This window comes from Streptomyces deccanensis, from assembly GCF_022385335.1.
GTDB classification, from domain to species: Bacteria; Actinomycetota; Actinomycetes; order Streptomycetales; family Streptomycetaceae; genus Streptomyces; species Streptomyces deccanensis.
In genome coordinates this window covers 5084040-5099725 of sequence record NZ_CP092431.1, presented here as the reverse complement: position 1 = coordinate 5099725, position 15686 = coordinate 5084040, and the positions used below count along the sequence as shown (strand labels likewise).

Below are 15686 nucleotides of genomic sequence, written 5' to 3'. Positions count from 1 at the left end.
CCCATCTGCGGCCACGCTCGTTCTTCAAGTGCTGCCTCAAGATGCTGCGTTGCTCGCCACGGACCGCGTCTGGCTCATGCGGGCCTCTAGTAGATGCCAGAAGCTGCGAACCGTCGTAACGTGGAGGAAGAAGCCTTCTGCCAGACAAGAGGCATCGACGGGTCGGCGACCAACCTTTGCCGATGCATCCCAGAGTGAGTCGGCAGTGATAGTCATGGCGCTGATCCCCTGGCAGTTCGACGCTCATGGGAACAATGAGTTTGGCTCATGGGAACAATGAGTTTGCGGGACTGATCTGTTCTGCTGTCGGGGATTCTGGCATTTTCCTTAAGGAGCCCGTAATGGCCACCAGAGTAGTGGAACCTCGACTTGTAACGCGACCGCTCAGCACAGTGCCGCAATGCCTAGATAACCAATTCCTCCCCAGAGAGCTCTTTGGAACTGTCTCGCAGGCGGGAGATTCTTTGAAGGCGCTATTGGACAGTGTCGTTGATCAGGGGCGACTAGGTGTAGAAGATTCGGATGCGCCCGAGGAGTACGGCGACGTGCAGCGCGTTGAATATATGCGATCACTTCTATTTTCTAGGAACGTGATTGTAAATCGTACTGCGTTCTGGAACACCCCAATGCTGGTTGGGGCAGCCTTGTCCGATGACGGACAGTACCTTGCTGAGCTGATGAGCGGTGAGGTGATCGTGCCATTTCTGTTCGAGGAGACGGATTTTAGCCAGAAGCCGGATGGAATTGATGTACTGCCGCATGGCGAGAACGCTATCTCGCGCCTGGCTAGTACCTTGCAGTCATCTGAACTTACCTGTGCTCGACTCGGTGGCCTCAGTGACATTGAGCAGCGCGAAAATACCTCCCAGCCTGAAGAAGAATCTCTACACGAGGTCAGCGCTCACGAAGTAGAAGTTGGAGAAATGGCCCTCAACTTTGGCATGCAGTTCTCCAAGTTGAGTGGAGATGACTCGGTGAGGCAGTCTGCTCGTGTAGTACTTGCCAAAGCTTTGTTGTCTAAGGCGCATAAGCATGTAAAAGCAGAACGCATCAGCCGGCTCGCCGCGAAGATAAGGAGCGTAGCGGACTGGGTTAGTGAGCAGAACGGATTGGTGCGTCGCGGGCAGATGTACGAGAAGTTTGTCACCTACGGGAATCCAGTGACAAGCCGGTACAGGACAGATGAATTCACGTATGAAATCAAGCAGTGGATAGATCTGGTCTATAATTCGAACCTTCCCAGCAAGATTGGAGTTCTCTCGTACGTGCCTCAGGGCTTCCCGACCCCCTTTGAGGCTAGAATTGCATGGCCCCTTGGTGGTCCTCCGGTTTCGATACCAGATGCTGAAGGAGAACTCACAGATATAGCTGAGCGAGCACATTTGCTTGATACATGGAGAACCTGGGATGCTTTTCAGCAGACCGCTCAACTAGCAGTGCCTGACCCGAGCGAGCTAACCCACGCCGACATCGTATTTCTCAGAGATAGCCCTGAGTGGAAAGCGATGATAGAGGCGCTGGAGAAAAACCTGTATGCGCAAACCCAAAATGACCAAACCCTGACAGAAATATATGACACGTACAAGACGTTCCAGGCGATGCTTGCTAGTTGGTCCCTGGAAAGCGGCAAGCAGACCCGAAGCGAGCGAGCCATTGCCGTAGCCAAGATATATCGGTGGGGAAGTTGGTTCCTGGGGTTCTTCTCTCATATGGGGGACCTCGTTCCTATTGCCCCTCCCCCGGATATCGTCGAACTGGCGCCAGCTGGAGAGGGCGCTGTCGAAGTAACAGTCGAGATTGGCTTGTACGCCTTCGACTGGGCGAAGATTGACTTCCGTCGTTCACAGCTAGTTCGCGGAATGAAGAGGATACAAAAGGTTAACGCCCAGCACCTTCGTGATCTGCAGATGGAAACCATTAATTCTGCCAGGGAGCGCGGCTACTATAACTACCCTGGGCATGATGCTTACGCGGAGCCCTCACAAGAAGACAAAGGGACGTAAGTATGAGTCCCGACATGAAAGGTGAGTCCTGTCGGGATGCTGCTACGCGGGATATAGGCGGACGTAGCAGAGGCTACTATGAAGTGCTTCGGGATAACCGTGGTGATCTCTTCGAGAATTCTGCGGGGCCCACGTATGAAATAGTGGAAGATCTGCCCCGCGTAGCCGAGATAGAGAGAGGCATGAAAGAGCATCTCTTGGGGCAAGGGATGCCGGAATCGTGGGCTGAAGTAGGAGTGGTTTACCAGGACCCGTACTTCATGACGTTGCGAGATCCTGTCGAATTCCCCAACGGGACCACAGGAACCTATGTCAGGATAGTGCCACACAGCACCCTCCCTGGGATAGCATTTCTCCCGATCTTTCGCGGAAAGATCGTCCTATTGAAGCATTTCAGGCACGCAACCCGCTCTTGGCATCTAGAGATTCCTCGGGGATTTGCTGAGTGTTCCGAGCCGGAACGTGACATTGAGCGTGAGGCACGCGAGGAAATGTCTGCTTCAGTTAAGAGGGGAAGTGTTGTGTCACTAGGGACATTGCATCCGGACACGGGATTGTTGGCCCACGCAGTCGGGCTCTACTGTGTCACTCTTACAGCTCTTGGAGATCCGGGAGAAGGGGAAGCGATTAGCGAAATTGTCCCCGTCAGAGCGCGAACCCTAAGTCGGATGATCTCCGAAGGCCTCATAACGGACTCTTTTACGATAGCTGCCTACGCCAGGGTCCGTCTGGGAAGGCGCTTTTGGATGGCTGGACCTCGTGCACCCGCCAGGGCGGTGGCCCGGTTTTGACGCATGGTTGCCCGGTATCGGTGCCGGTCTCGCTCTCAGCCGAAGATCCTCGGTACGGTCAAGGTCGTGTCTGAGCGTGCGTCGGGTTGGTCACCCGTGGGCGTGCGCTAGTTGATCGTGCGCGACTAGGGGAGCTGGTACGGGCATGGCGTTTGACGCTGCTCGATCGGAAGAGGGGTTCACGTCGGCGGGGGCTACGCGGGTGATGGTCGCCGCGTGCCGGGCGGCGGGGCTCTACGACAGAGACGCGGAGTTGATCAGGCTCGGGGAGAACGCGTTGTTCCGGCTGGCTTCGGCGCCGGTGATCGTGCGCGTGGCTCGTGGGCGGGAGTGGCTGCCCAAGGCACGTACAGAGGTGGCCGTTTCGCGGTGGCTGGCTGAGGAAGGGTTCCCCGCGGCGCGCATCGTCGGGGATCTTGAGCAGCCGCTCATGATCGATGGTCACCCCGTGACCTTCTGGCATCTGATCGTCGAAGGTGATCGGAAGGCGACCTACGGGGAGCTGGGGGGCATCCTTCGGGATCTGCACTCCCTGACGGTGCCTGAGGGGCTTGAGCTGCCTTCGTTCGACCCCTTCGACAAGCAAGAGCTGCGGTTGGACCGGGCCTTGATTCCAGAGGATGACAAGGTCTTTCTGCGGAAGCGTTGGCGGGAGCTGCGGGACAAGTACGCCGAGCTGCGGTTCGAGACGCCCAAGGGCCCTGTGCATGGGGATGCTCACGTGCAGAACCTCATGGTGGACGACCAGGGGCACGTGATCCTGATCGACTTCGAGGCCTTCTGCTTCGATCACCCGGAGTGGGATCTGATGGTCACGGCTGTTGAGCACCACAGTCTTGGATGGCAGACCAACGCTCAGTACGCCGACTTCGTGGCTGCGTACGGGCGGGACCTGTACGACTGGCATGGCTACGAGACGCTGCGTGGCCTGCAAGAGTTCGGGATGACGACGTGGCTCATGCAGAACGTGCAGGAGGACGAGAAGACGGCGGCTGAGTATCGCCGGCGCATCGCTGGTCTGCGCAATGACGATGCGCCTCGGGACTGGCGTCCCTGGTAGCCGCTACTCGTCGTCGTCTTCCAGGCGGGCGAGTGCGTCTTGCACCTGGTCGTTGAAGGCGGCCACGACCGGGTTTGCTGCGTGGATGCTCACCTCGGCCTGGAAGTCGGTGACGTAGCGCTGGAAGCGGGAGGATTGGAGGCTGTCTCCGCCGTCGACGGCCAGGCTGGCGGTTGTGACGGCGGCCTCCAGCTCGCCGTTCAGTAGGTGGCTCTGGGCGAGCACCATGCGGCAGAACCCGAGGGTGCGGGCGTACTTTGGGTCGGTGTCGTCGACCGCGCGCTGTGCGGCCTGGAGCGACTCGCGGCGCATCTTGAGATCTCGGAAGCAGTGGGAGATCTCGCCCATGAGTTCGGCGGAGTCGAAGTATCCGAGCCATAGCGGGTCCTCGGCTCCGTCGGCACGCTCGAAGTGGCGCTCTGCTTCGTTCATCGCGCGGCCGGCCGCGACTGGGTCGCCTGCATTCGACAGTGCGCGGGCCTCCATCGCTGAGTTGAGCGCCATGGCTCGTGGGGTTGCCCGGCCCTTGGCGCCTTCGACGGCTGCGCGGGCAAGCTGGATGGCTTGGGCGTGGTTGCCTAGGTAGTTGGCCTGGTGGCTGAGGTTGCCGAGTATGCGGGAGCCGAACATGCGGTCGTCGATGACCTGCGACAGGCGCAGCGTGGAGGTGAGATAGCGGTGCGCGAGTCGGTGGTTTCCGGTGTCGTAAGCGGTCCATGCGAGCAACTGGGACACCTCGGCGGCGGCACCGAACAGCGCGGTGCCCACCTTCTCGCTGTAGCTGGTGTCCAGTAGGGGCAGGACTTCGTGGCGGAAGTAGTGGCGCAGCGCCTTGTGACCGTGGCCTCCGCCGTACTTGAAGTCGAGCTGCATGAACATGTCGGCTGCGTCTCTGATCGCGCGCACGTCACGCATCCCGACCCGCTGGTGACCTGGCCTGTCGGCCTGGACGCCGTCGGGACGCCCGATCATCCACGACAAGACGGCTGAACTGAGATCAGCATCCGCGACAGGCAGGGCATCGCCGGCAGGTGCCTCGACTCGTTCGTCGGCAAGTTCCCCCAGTACGGAGAGAACGTCGCTGACATCGCTCGGGTAGCTGATCGGCTGGGCAGCAGGCGTGCGGGACGGGCCGAAGAATCCCAGATCGCCGGGTGTGATGAGGCGCCCTAACTTGGTGCTGAGCACGTCGGCTGCGATCGCTGCTGTCTGGGGCTGGATGCCTGCGCCGTCTCGCCATCGCTGCACGGCGACATGAGTCGTCCCGAGAGGGATGCCCCGTTGCGCTGCGGCATCGCGCATCCGCTTGGCGAGACCCTTGTTCGAGACTCCAGCCGCGTCCATGACGGCGATCAACTGCGCGTTCGGCTCTCGGCTCATGCTCCCCTGCCAACCCGAGAATGACAGCGAGTGTTCATCGTGTCACAGCCGCACTGTCTTGGGGGTTCATTGGTGAACCCCCATCACGTTTGCCGGTGTTCACGTGAACCCCCTGGTGAACGCTCCCGGTCACAGCCTCTGCGTCGTTCACTGGTCGGCACAATTCGGCGAGCTACAGGGCTCGTCAATGCTCGGGAGGGAATGCGGTGGAAACGCAGCAGAGCAAACGCTTGGCGAATGCCTCGGAGGTGCCTCCCCCGCGCCGCCGCTCGGCACACGACCCGTCCACTGGTCACTTCCGGGCGCTGACGCTCTTCGCCGAGTCACCGGACTGCGTCAAGGCCACGCGGGACCTGGTCCGCTCCTACCTGGAGACCTGGAAGTTGCCGCACGCGGTCGACGACTCGGTACTCATCGTGTCCGAGCTGGTCGGCAACGTCGTCCATCACGCGGTGCCGGACGAACGGCTCACGCTGCCGGGTGCTGCACGGCGTATCGATGTGTCGCTGATGACGTACCCGGAGCTGTTGATCATCGGCGTCGGTGATGAGGATTCGACTCCGCCTGAACTGGCGGCGGGTGAGTTCATCTCGCCCGAGTTGGCTGGTGACTTCTCCGAGGCGCTGCTGCCGGATCGGGGCCGTGGGCTGCTGATCGTTCAGCGCCTGGCTGACGCGGTGTGGTGGTCGCCCCGGAGCGGCGGGGGCAAGCACGTGTGGGCCCGCCTGGACCTTGAGCGGCTCTGGTCCGAGAGGTGGGGCTGACAAACGCCGGGTCGCCGTGCCGGTCTGCTCCTACGCGATCGGGAGCGGACGGTGACCCGGAGTCGGGCCGGGACTGACCTTCCCCGGCCCAGAGGCGCGGCTCCCTTCAGAAATCCGGGTTCCCCACCCGAGAAGGGGGCCGTGCCTCACAACCACATACCGAGACCGGGCCACCCCGTCAGCCCTGGAAAGCGAAGGGTGGCCCGGCAGGGGACGCGACGGTCCCCGGTGCCTGATGGTACCGGGGCCGTCGCGTTGCGTCGCTACTGGCCCTTGGATCACGGGAGTTGACGAACCATCACGTGAGATTGGGCTGAGGTGGATGCAGTGACGGGTGCGGGTGAGGACTGGCTGAGAGATGGGCTCGACGACGTGCGGGGAGTGGAGCCCGGTCTGTGGGTTCCGGGCGTCGACTACCTGGCGGGCTGGCGCGTAGCTCGGGAGTCCGCCGACCGCGTGAACCGCGCGTTGTTGGCCGCCGGTTTTGAGTTATCGGAGTCACGGGCGATTGCAGCGACCGACGAGGAGGGGCGCGGAGTCGTGCGGCTGGTGGCATGGCCCGATGCCGTGGACCGCCTCGCCGGGATCTTGGAGGCAGTCGCGGACGGCGACGGCGGTGCCCCATGAGTGGCGTTTTCGCTGATGAGCGGTGCGCGTGGGCACGTCGCCGGCCGCAGAGACTTTGGGCGGTAGCTGCCATGGGGCGAGTGGACAGGGGGCCTTACGCTCGCCCGGCGAATCGGGCAGGCACCTGCCCTGCCCGCGGTTGTGCCCGATTGGCCCCCTGTTCTTCGAGGCTCGCCCCATGGGAGCTGCCTAAAGTCTCGGAGGCCGTCGACCCTCGGCCACGCAGACCCCGGCTAGTGACGGCCGGTCGACGCTCTACCTCCTCGGGCGGGCTGAGGTCGGGGGCGACCGGCGTCCGGACGGGACCGGCGGTCACGCCGCACGCCCGGCCGGGGCGGCCGGGCGTCCCGGCGCGCCGCAGGCGCGCCCTTGAGGAAGTGAAGACAGATTCGACCGATCGGTGTCGGTGCTCAGCTGCGGGTGCGCCGGGCGGGCTGTTTGTCGGCGGTGATCCGGTAGGCAAGTTCGGCACGGTCTGCGCCGATGCGGAGTTCTTCGAGGATCAGCGGGGTGTCGTCGGTGCCGCACGTGACTCGTGACAGATGCAGGACCGGGGTCGCATCGGGCAGCCGCAACGCGGTGCGCTCGTCGGGAAGTGGCATGCGGGCGCGGACTGTCTCGGACCACCACAGCTCGTGTCCGACCTTCGCCAGCATCGCGTACACGGTCGCGGGTTCGGTCTCCGGTGCTTCCGCGAGGTCGGGGACTGCATCCGCCGTCGCGAATGGGATCAGGGTGCGGTGCATGGCTCGGGTTCCGGTGGCGGGGTCGGTCAGAAGCCGGTCACAGCCGAAGAGTGCTTCCTCGGCTTCGAGTTCCAGCAGGTGTGCTGTGGCTTCGGTGGCGTGCGTGCGGTAGGTGCTTGGTTCTTCGGCCTGCTCCCACGTGGCCACACCGTGCAGCACGAAACGCGCCTCGGGCGTTCGTCCTACATGCCCCGAGAGGCTGACGACGGGTTGGGGCTCGGAGCGTACGAAACTGCCCTTGCCGTGCCGGACGTCGATCAGGCCCTCCGCGCGCAGAGCCGCGATGGCGTTGCGGACAGTCGGGCGCGAGACCTGATAGCGGGCCATGAGCTGTGCCTCGGATGGCAGCAGAGAAGCGGGCGCGAACTCTCCGGACAGGATCGCTTCGCGGATGGCGGCGGCGACCTGTTGGTACAGGGCTCCGGGGCGCTGGATCTCTGTCATCTCGACACCTTCGGGTTGAGGTCATAGACATGTCGCACAATCGACGTCACTCGTCAGCATAAGTAGTTGCTCTCTCGCCGTACAGCACTCCATAGTCGTAACTCGTAAGGACAAGTGACGTCTGGATGAGATGGGCGTCCGAACTGGCCAAGGAGGCCGAACAACATGCAGTCCATTCCCGTGGACACGGCGCGACTGGGCGTACTGCGGTGCGCCATCGCGCCCGAGGCGAAGATCAGTAACTCCGAAACGCAGGAGGTCAAGAGGGACCGAGAGGGCAACCCCGTCTACACCGTGGCCGTCACCGTGCGGCAGGACAGGCGGCGGATCTCCGTGATCGAGATCGCCGTGAGCGGTGAGCCGAAGGGGATCGAGGAAGGGCAGATCGTCAAGGTCACCGGGCTGACGGCGTTCGCCTGGGCGATGGGTGACCGGCACGGGATCAGTTTCCGCGCCGACGCCGTGACGCCCGTGCACGCAGCTCCGGTACCGGCCAAGGGCGGTGGCGCGTGATGAGCGCTTCCATCGTGCTCGCCTTCGGGCTCGCCGTACTGGCGTGGGTGCTTGTCGTGGGTGACCTGGTGCGTCGGCACCGTCCCCTCTGGCACTGGTTCCTGGCCGGCTATCCGGTGACCGCCTGCCGGGTGATGTTCACCTGGCGCAAGGTCGCCATGCTCAATGACCTCACCATCTCCAAGCGTCCGCCGCGCGGGCTGCTCGGGGACGTGGTGGTCAAGGGTGATCCACTGCGGCCGATCGCTCCGAGGATCTCCTTCCCGCGTGCCACCCGCATGGGCCTGACCGTCCTTGTACGGCTGCACGCGGGGCAGACCCCGGCGACGTATCTGAAAGCGGCGGACGCGCTCGTGCACGCCTGGCGTGTGCACGCGGTGCGGGTCACCTCGCCGGAACGCGGCCTCGTGCTCCTGACAGCGACCGCATCCGATCCGCTGGCCCGGCCCGGCTTAGCAACCGCGCCCGCTGCCCTGCTGTCCGCCCTCATCGGTGCACTGGAAAGCGGTGGCGCCTGGGTGATGGACCTGCGGCTCGTCCCGCACTGGCTCATCACGGGGGCGACCCGGTCGGGCAAGTCCACCCTGCTGGCCCGGCTCATCGCTCAACTCGCACCGCAACCCGTCGCCCTGGTCGGCATCGACTGCAAGGGCGGTATGGAACTCGGCCTGTTCGGTGGACGGTTGAGCGCCATCGCGACCTGCCGCCGCGAAGCGGTCGCCGTCCTCAGCACACTCGTCGTCGACATGCAGGACCGCATGGCGGCCTGCCGGTCGGCCGGCGTCCGCTCCATCTGGGAACTACCCGAAAAGCTCCGGCCCGTCCCGGTCGTAGTCATCGTCGACGAGATCGCAGAGCTGTACCTCTCGGACGGCACCCGCGAGAGCAAGGCAGAAGCCGAACAGTGCTCCACGCTCCTGTTACGCCTGGCCCAGCTCGGGGCCGCGCTCGGCCTGCACCTGGTCGTCGCCGGGCAACGCGTCGGCTCCGACCTCGGGCCCGGCGTCACCGCCCTGCGGGCGCAACTCGGCGGCCGGATCTGCCACCGGGTCAACGACCCCGGCACGGCCGAGATGACCTTGGGCGACCTGAACAAGGACGCCGTGGCCGTCGCTCAGTCGATCACTGCAGAGGAACAGGGCGTGGCCGTCTGCACCGCCCCTGACGGCGGCTGGAGTCGCGCCCGCTCCCACCTCACGACGACCGAACAAGCCGTGTCGACCGCCCGAAAGCACGCGGAAATGGTCCCGGAACTGCCCGCCCTCGGCCGCGCTCTGGCGGCACTGGAAGGAGACGACAAGTGATCAGCGTAGGAACTGCGTTCACCTTCGCGGTGATCTTCGGGATCATCACCGTCCTCCTCGTCCGCTCCCGCGACGTCCGCGCCTGGGAAGCGGTCTGCGTCGGCCTCTTCGGCCTCTACCTCGGCCAGACGCCCGTGATCTACACCGTGCACGGCTTCGTCACCTGGCTGATCACCGGCTTCTCCCACACCTGACAGAACGGAGCGAGACATGCCCATGCCGCGCGTGAGGTGCCCCTTCTGCAAGGGCGACGGGGCCCGTAGGACCTGGACCGGCCGACGCCACCGCTGCCGCGTCTGCCGGGGGACCGGAACCATCCGCTGAACCCACCCATTCCACCCGCTCAACGGAGGTGATCCCCATGCCCCACCGAGCACGACCATCCCTCACCCGTGCCGCTTCGGCGGCCCACCCCGAAAGGGCCCCACCATTATCCCGGCAGACACCCCGGCTGACAGGCGCGCCGTCCTCGACCGCGCGGCGCGCCTGCGTCAGCTCCCCGAAACAGATCGCGATGCAATCCGCCTCACCCAAGATCCCCAGTTCGCCCGCTGGCTGGACCAGGTCACCGCAACCGGTGGCTGCGCCCACCCCGTCCACCTCTCCGGCTCAACCACCACCCTGGACGGCACGACCGGCGAGATCCTGTACCACTACGACACTCGCAACGAACCCGGCGAACGCCTCCTCGTCCGCTGCCGCAACAGACGCGCAACCGTCTGCGCCCCGTGCTCCCGACTCCACGCAGGCGACACTTTCCACCTCGTCCGCGCGGGTCTTACCGGCGGCAAGAACGTCCCGGCCACAGTCCGCCATCGTCCCCGGCTCTTCATCACCCTCACTGCTCCCTCCTTCGGCCCGGTCCACCGCACCGGAGACGACCGATGCCGTCCCCGCCGTGACCGCGGCACCTGCGAACACGGGCGTCCCTCGGGCTGTGCTGCCGTCCACGCCCCGGACTCTCCTGCCGTCGGTCAACCGCTCTGCACCGACTGCTACGACTACGCAGCCCATGTCCTGTGGCACGCGCACGCGGGCAAATTGTGGGATCGCTTCGTCATCGGCGTGAGGCGACACCTCGCCACCTCGGCGGGTCTCGTACAGTCCCGCTTTGCCGACCACGCCCGGCTGTCCTTCGCCCGCGTCGCCGAGTACCAGAGGCGGGCGGCCGTCCACGTGCACGCCGTCGTCCGCCTCGACGGCCCCGCCGGACCCAGCGACGAACCTCCGGGCTGGGGCACCGCCGACCACATCGCCGACGCTGTACGGGCCTCCGCGAAGAGGGTCCTCGTGCGCACTCCCTACAGTCCCGCCGTCGGCGAACTCGCCCTCCGCTGGGGCACCCAGATCGACGTACGTCCCCTGCACGCCGATGGCGACGCGCCCGCAGACGATGCTGTAGCCGCGTATGTCGCCAAGTACGTCACCAAAGGAGCGAGCGAGACGGGCGCCGGCACCGACCACAAGCTCTCCACCTGCGACGACATCGACATGGCACCCGTGAGCAGCCACATCCGCACCCTCATGCGTACGTGCTGGCACCTCGGCGGCCTCCCCGAGTACGCACCCCTGCACCTACGCGCCTGGGCCCACACCGTCGGCTACCGCGGCCACATCCTCACCAAGTCCCGTGCCTACTCGACGACGTACGCGGCCCTGCGGGCAGACCGGGCCGAACACCTCGGCCACGACATCCCGTCGGGCACCACGGTCACTGATGCGCACTGGCGCTACGTCGGGTCCGGGCATTCTCCGGGCGCTGCGCTGATCGCTGCTGGTGTTGCGGCTGACCTTGCCCATGCACGCGAGTTGGCTCGGGAGGATTCCCGCACGCGGATGGTGATGCCGTCTGAGTAGCCCTCGGCCGACGAGCGCCGACGCGGAGCGCCAGGAAGCTGCGGCCGTCGACGCATGGATAGAGCGGCACCTGCGCGAATCTCCCCCACTCTCCGATGATCAGCTACGCAGCGTGGGGGAGATCCTTGGACTTCGACTCACTCGCCGGAAGTCCTCCACACGGGCCTGAGGAGTTCGGGATCAAAGGTCTTGTTGCCCTTCCCACCCGGCACGGCGACGATCGCGCTCAAGACCTTCTTGATCGCATCGCGTTTCTGCGTGAGCGTCTTCGACTCCCACGACTTCGCGATGTCCTCGCGGGCTTCCTCGGCCTCCGCCTGCAAGGCCGCGTGCTTGGCCTGGTCGGCCCGCAATTCCTTGATCCGTCGTTCCAAGACGGGGAGGTTGCGGAAGAACGCCTCGTCGTCGATGTCGGTGTCCTCGTCGTCGTGCCAACGACGCTCCAGCTCTTTCCGGCTCTTGATCGCTCGCTCCAACGCATCGGCCTTGTCCCAGTCCGGCACGTCCTGAGCCTTGCTCTCGGCATCCCTCACAAGCTTGGCGACGACCAGCCTTTCAATGCTCTCGTCGGTCTTGTCGCCTCGCTTGTACGTCTTGTTGCAGCCCCCGTCCACGGTCTTCTTGCACATGTACGCGTGCCGGTACTTGAGCCAGTCGTTCGCCTTGATGCCGATCATCTTGTTGTTGCAGACCGTGCCGTCCTCCAGCACGTTGCCGCACCTGAGAATGCCGGTCAGCAGGTACTTGTGGACCAGCCCACCGCGCGGCATCCCGGTTCCGCCGCCCCGCTCCCTGATCTTGGCCGTGACAGCGAACCATTCCTTCGGCGTGATGATCGCTTCCCACTCGCCCACGATGGGCTGGTCGTCGCCGTCGCGGACGATCTCGCCCTTGATCTCCCGATAGCCACAGAGACGCGCGTTCATCAGGACCTGCTTGACCGTCTGGTACTGGAAGGGGTTGCCGCGACTCGTGATGAACTCGGCTTCCTTCCACCGACGCGTGATCTCCGAGATCGAGGCACCCGCGATCACGTCGTGCACGGCCGTCCGGATCGCCTCCGCCTCCTGCGGACGCAACGTCTCCTTGTCGTCGTCCCATCCGAAGGGGCGCCATGCGGCTACAGACTGCCCTCGGATCGCCCGGCTGCGGTGACTGTTCCTGCTGCGACGCTGCTTCTTCCTCGTCTCGCCGAGAGACACGGCGACTCCGACGAGCCCCTTGATCTCGAACCCTTCCGCGTAGAGATCTTGCTTGCCGTTCGAGTCGTGGTAGACGCGGTCCTCGTGTGAGGTGAACGCCTTCAGGTACCGCTCCCAGTCACTCGGGCGTCGGTACAGACGGTCGTCGTTCACGGCCATGACGCCGTGGACGGGATACCCCTCGGGAGTCGTACCGGCCGTGAGGTCGTTGAGTAGCTGCTCGAAGTCGTCGCGGACGACGCTCTCCTTGCTGGCGCTCTTGTCGTTGTCCGTGTAGCGGTAGACGACTAACCACCCGAACCTGCGGGCGGCGTCGGTCATGTCCCGGTGCTGGTCCTCGATGCCGTGGGCGTCCTTCACTCGGCCGTCGAACGAGATCCGTGCGTAGCAGACGACGCACTTGAGGTTGGGATCGGCGGCCACCATGGCGCGGACTTCCTCGACGGACGGCAGTCCCTCAGGTACGCCTCGCAACCTGCTGATGACCTCTTCGCGCTTGCCCACTGGGTCCCCCTCGGTCCACGGAACGGACTGGTGGAACGACCGTAGCGCATGTGTGGGGTTAAGTAATGCTCAGTTCGATGAAGATCTCCCAGGACATCCGCCGCGAACACGGCGGCTCCCGGGCCGAGATCGAGGCGGGCATGGCCCAGAAGTCCAAGGAGTTCGCGGAGGCGGGGAACCGGGTCTATCTGCCGATGGCGGACTGAAGTACGTGGGCGGGAGCTTCGCGCACGGCCGAGAAGTGGGGTTCGTGCGCGGCTCCCGCCGCCGCGGGTGGGCGGTGGTCGGAGGCCGGGCGTCAGTCCGGCTGGTGCTCCGGGCCGCCGAAGTCCGGGCTGGAGAAGTCAGGGCTGCTGTAGCTGGGCCGGGAGGCGGCGCTGCCGCTCTCCGGGCTGCTGCTGAAGCTCGGGCGGTTGTAACCGAGGTGCGGCATACGGCTGGGCGGGGCCGGACGGTCCGGCTCGAGCAGCAGCGCCGGGCCCGGGTTCGCGAGGGCGTCGCGGAGGAACGGCAGGATGCCGCGCTCCAGGAGGGCCTCGCGCCAGGCGTCCCTGGCCCGGGTCAACTCCTCGTTCAGTTCGCTGCGCGCTCCGTCGTCGAGGAGCGCGGTGGCGTTGTTGCGCAGGGCGGTGAGCAGCAGGCCGACCGCGGCCACCAGGATCGCCGCCGCGGTGACCGCGCCGAAGACCCAGCCCGTGGTGAGGAGGGTCTCGGCGATCGCCCGGTCGGGGTCGAGCACTTTCATGACGTACCCGACGAGCAGGAAGAGGACCGCCGCGGTCCCGGCGAGGACCGGAGCGAGCACCGCGGCGACGGCACCGGCGCCCGCACCCGCCGCCTCGGTGACCTCGCCCATGGTGGCCGCGAGACCCACCGTGGAGCCGTCCGGCTCGCTGGAGCCGGACGCCGTCCCCTCGGCGGCGGGCGTGGTGGCCGACGACGGGCTGCGGAATTCGTCGCGGACCTTGACGTAGTACTGGTATTCGGTCGCCGCGGCGGCTGTGATGATCGCCGAGGCGTTGAGGGCCATGGTGCGCAGCTGTTCGAGGTTGAGCCGCTGGAGGCCTGCGGCGAATTCCGGGCGGTGTGGTGCGGAGCGCAGCGCCTCGCCGAGGATCCGCTCGTACTCCTGGCGGTCCTCACTGAGCAGGTGCTGCGGAACGCTGTTCATGTGCATCCCCCGATGCTCCGTAGGGCTTGTGGCTCGGCATGCTGACGAGCCGTCGGGCAGAAACGGAGGGGAGCCTGCTACGGATAAGCCGATGGTAGAGCGGTGACGGCAGGCGGTGACAGGGGGTTTGAAGAAATTGGCCCCTGGCCAGCGAAGTCTTCCGACGGGGGACGCCTGCCCGTTGACGGCTCAGGTAGGCAGCGGAAGTTCCTGGACCAGCAGCTTTCCGGCCATGGTCACACCGCCGTCCATGGCGACGGCCAGACCGTCCGCATAGGTGTACGGCCCGTCGACCGAGGGGCCCGTTCCGTCTTCGCCGTCCTCCGAGCCGACCTCTCCCAGGAGGTACGGAATCGGGCTGTGACCATGGACGATGCGGCTGCCGCCGTAGGTCTCGAGCAGTGAGCGCACGGCATCGGCGCCGCCCTCGTCGCGGAAGGAGAAGCGACGGGTGAACTTGCGGAAGAGGTCCCAGACCTCGTCCGGGTCGTTGCGCGTGATCGTCTCGCGGACGGTGTCGTTGACCGCCTCGATGGAGTCGCCGTAGTCGCGGTAGGCGGTGGTGTCGGAGTGCACCAGGAGGTGGCCGTCGACCTCTTCCATGGCGTCCAGACGGGCCATCCACTGGAGGTGGTGGTCCTGGAGGCGGTCCATGTCGGTCTTCTGGCCGCCGTTGAGGAGCCAGGCGGCCTGGAAGGTGGCCGTGCCGGCGCCGGAGTTGACGGGGGTGTCGCCGAAGCGCTTGGCGCCCAGCAGCAGAAGTTCGTGGTTGCCCATGAGGGCCTTGCAGTAGCCGCCGGCCGCGGCGGCCTCGGCGGACAGGCGCATCACGAGGTCGATGACGCCGATGCCGTCCGGGCCCCGGTCGGTGAAGTCGCCGAGGAACCAGAGCCGGGCGGTGCCCGCCGACCAGTTGCCCGCGGCGTCGACGAGGCCCTTCTCGTGGAGCGCGGCGAGGAGCTCGTCCAGGTAGCCGTGGACGTCCCCGACGACGAAGAGCGGGCTCGGCCTGTCGGAGGCCGGCTCGACCGCCGTGGTCTCCGGGTCGATCACGACCTGGAGCGTGTCGCCCCGGTTGATCACCGGAAGGTCGCGCTGGGTCGGGGTGTACCCGTCGGGGTAGCCCTCAGGGTCCTCGGCGGGCCCGGAGGCTTCACCGGGGTCCGCGGAGTGTCCGTACGGACCGGCCTCGTGGACGTACGCGGGCACGCGGAAATCGCGCACCGTCGGCGTCCGCACCTCGGGTCCCTGACCGGCCCCCTGAGTCATCGACCCCTCCACCACCATCGCCCGCATCTGCACCGCGTCGGACTGCCTGGT

Annotated in this window: 13 protein-coding genes and 1 pseudogene; 9 read left to right on the top strand and 5 right to left on the bottom strand. The window is 65.5% G+C overall.

Annotated elements, in window-relative coordinates:
* The first annotated feature begins 341 nt into the window (after positions 1-341).
* Together L3078_RS22755 and L3078_RS22750 are read left to right on the top strand one after the other, a co-directional pair.
* Positions 342-2003 (top strand): hypothetical protein, encoded by a 1662-nt coding sequence (locus tag L3078_RS22755; RefSeq protein ID WP_239755816.1) that lies wholly within the window; start codon positions 342-344, stop codon positions 2001-2003.
* A gap of 936 nt (positions 2004-2939) precedes the next feature.
* Entirely contained in the window at positions 2940-3854 is a 915-nt protein-coding gene (locus L3078_RS22750) for an aminoglycoside phosphotransferase family protein (RefSeq protein ID WP_239755815.1), read from the top strand.
* A gap of 3 nt (positions 3855-3857) precedes the next feature.
* Here the strand turns inward: L3078_RS22750 and L3078_RS22745 are convergent, their stop codons facing one another.
* A complete protein-coding gene (locus L3078_RS22745; RefSeq protein ID WP_239755814.1) occupies positions 3858-5234 on the bottom strand; it encodes an NsdA family TPR-like regulatory protein in 1377 nt (458 codons plus the stop codon).
* Positions 5235-5440: 206 nt separating this feature from the next.
* Here L3078_RS22745 and L3078_RS22740 point away from each other — a divergent pair, with 206 nt between their 5' ends.
* Positions 5441-5998 carry an ATP-binding protein gene (locus L3078_RS22740; RefSeq protein ID WP_239755813.1) on the top strand — a complete coding sequence of 186 codons (558 nt, stop codon included), beginning with the start codon at positions 5441-5443 and terminating at the stop codon, positions 5996-5998.
* A 327-nt stretch (positions 5999-6325) separates the two neighbouring features.
* The gene (locus L3078_RS22735) at positions 6326-6625 is read left to right on the top strand and encodes a hypothetical protein (protein WP_239760427.1); all 300 of its coding nucleotides are present in this window, start codon (positions 6326-6328) and stop codon (positions 6623-6625) included.
* A gap of 410 nt (positions 6626-7035) precedes the next feature.
* Here the strand turns inward: L3078_RS22735 and L3078_RS22730 are convergent, their stop codons facing one another.
* Entirely contained in the window at positions 7036-7815 is a 780-nt protein-coding gene (locus L3078_RS22730) for a GntR family transcriptional regulator (RefSeq protein ID WP_239755812.1), read from the bottom strand.
* 165 nt (positions 7816-7980) lie between these two features.
* Between L3078_RS22730 and L3078_RS22725 the strand changes: the two genes are divergently transcribed.
* From L3078_RS22725 to L3078_RS22710, 4 genes are all read left to right on the top strand, one after another.
* Complete coding sequence (locus L3078_RS22725; RefSeq protein ID WP_009331900.1) at positions 7981-8328, top strand: SCO3933 family regulatory protein; 348 nt, start codon at positions 7981-7983, stop codon at positions 8326-8328.
* Positions 8328-9632, top strand: a complete 1305-nt coding sequence (locus L3078_RS22720; RefSeq protein ID WP_239755811.1) for an FtsK/SpoIIIE domain-containing protein — start codon at positions 8328-8330, stop codon at positions 9630-9632. Before L3078_RS22725 ends, L3078_RS22720 begins: the two co-directional genes overlap by 1 nt.
* Entirely contained in the window at positions 9629-9826 is a 198-nt protein-coding gene (locus L3078_RS22715) for a hypothetical protein (protein WP_009331928.1), read from the top strand. Before L3078_RS22720 ends, L3078_RS22715 begins: the two co-directional genes overlap by 4 nt.
* A 292-nt stretch (positions 9827-10118) precedes the next feature.
* Positions 10119-11489 carry a replication initiator gene (locus L3078_RS22710; protein WP_239760426.1) on the top strand — a complete coding sequence of 457 codons (1371 nt, stop codon included), beginning with the start codon at positions 10119-10121 and terminating at the stop codon, positions 11487-11489.
* Between the two features lie 137 nt (positions 11490-11626).
* Here L3078_RS22710 and L3078_RS22705 read toward each other — a convergent pair whose 3' ends face one another.
* Positions 11627-13117: a recombinase family protein gene (locus L3078_RS22705; protein ID WP_239760425.1), complete on the bottom strand. Its 1491-nt coding sequence runs from the start codon at positions 13115-13117 to the stop codon at positions 11627-11629.
* A gap of 152 nt (positions 13118-13269) precedes the next feature.
* Between L3078_RS22705 and L3078_RS44620 the strand changes: the two are divergent.
* Positions 13270-13401 (top strand): annotated as a pseudogene (locus L3078_RS44620) (thiamine biosynthesis protein ThiC); the annotation flags it as partial.
* A 92-nt stretch (positions 13402-13493) separates the two neighbouring features.
* Here the strand turns inward: L3078_RS44620 and L3078_RS22700 are convergent.
* Together L3078_RS22700 and L3078_RS22695 are read right to left on the bottom strand one after the other, a co-directional pair.
* Entirely contained in the window at positions 13494-14372 is an 879-nt protein-coding gene (locus L3078_RS22700; protein WP_239755810.1) for a hypothetical protein, read from the bottom strand.
* A 183-nt stretch (positions 14373-14555) separates the two neighbouring features.
* Positions 14556-15650, bottom strand: a complete 1095-nt coding sequence (locus tag L3078_RS22695; RefSeq protein ID WP_391803261.1) for a metallophosphoesterase — start codon at positions 15648-15650, stop codon at positions 14556-14558.
* Positions 15651-15686 lie beyond the last annotated feature (36 nt).